We start from the raw sequence: 767 nt of genomic DNA on the forward strand, positions 1-767 counted from the left end.
GACACCCCGGCCGCCGGCGATAAGCAGGATCCCCTGCTCAAGCTGGAGGCGGCCCGCGGCACCAGCCGGGTCATCTGCTTCTCGCCGGATCACGGCAAGACCCTGCCCGAGCTGGCGCTGCCCGCCATCGAGGCGGTGATCCGCACCTGGATGAGCCAGGTCGCCGAGCTGTCAAGCCAGTGGGAATGGGTGCAAGTGTTCGAGAACAAGGGCGCCGTCATGGGCTGCTCCAACCCCCACCCCCACGGCCAGCTGTGGGGCAGCGACTTTTTGCCCAACGAGATAGCCCGCGAGGAGCAGCACCAGCGCGACTGGCTGGCCGAACACGGCCGCCCGCTGCTGCTGGACTACGTGGAGCGGGAGCTGCAAGACCGCTCCCGCATCGTGGTGGAGACGGCACACTGGCTGGCAGTGGTGCCCTTCTGGGCGGCCTGGCCGTTCGAAACCTTGCTGCTGCCCAAGGCCCATGTGCCCTCAATGCTGGATCTCACCCGGGAGCAGCAAGAAGACCTGGCGGTGGCGCTCAAGGAGCTCACCAGCCGCTACGACAACCTGTTCGAGTGCAGCTTCCCCTACTCCATGGGCTGGCATTTCGCGCCGCCGAACTCGGACTGTCCCGAGGCCTGGCAGTTGCACGCCCACTTCTACCCGCCCCTGCTGCGCTCGGCCACCGTGCGCAAGTTCATGGTGGGCTTCGAGATGCTGGCCGAAACCCAGCGGGACCTGACCCCGGAACAAGCCGCGGAACGCCTGCGTTCCCTCTCCCC

Annotated in this window: 1 protein-coding gene; it reads left to right on the plus strand. The window is 67.4% G+C overall.

Going from position 1 to position 767, the window contains the following annotated elements; all coding sequences use genetic code 11:
• A partial coding sequence (gene galT / locus BN1127_RS10705; protein ID WP_042649434.1) for a galactose-1-phosphate uridylyltransferase occupies positions 1-767 on the plus strand: 767 nt, incomplete at both ends.

It is taken from the genome of Aeromonas media (assembly GCF_000819985.1).
Classification (GTDB): domain Bacteria; phylum Pseudomonadota; class Gammaproteobacteria; order Enterobacterales; family Aeromonadaceae; genus Aeromonas; species Aeromonas media.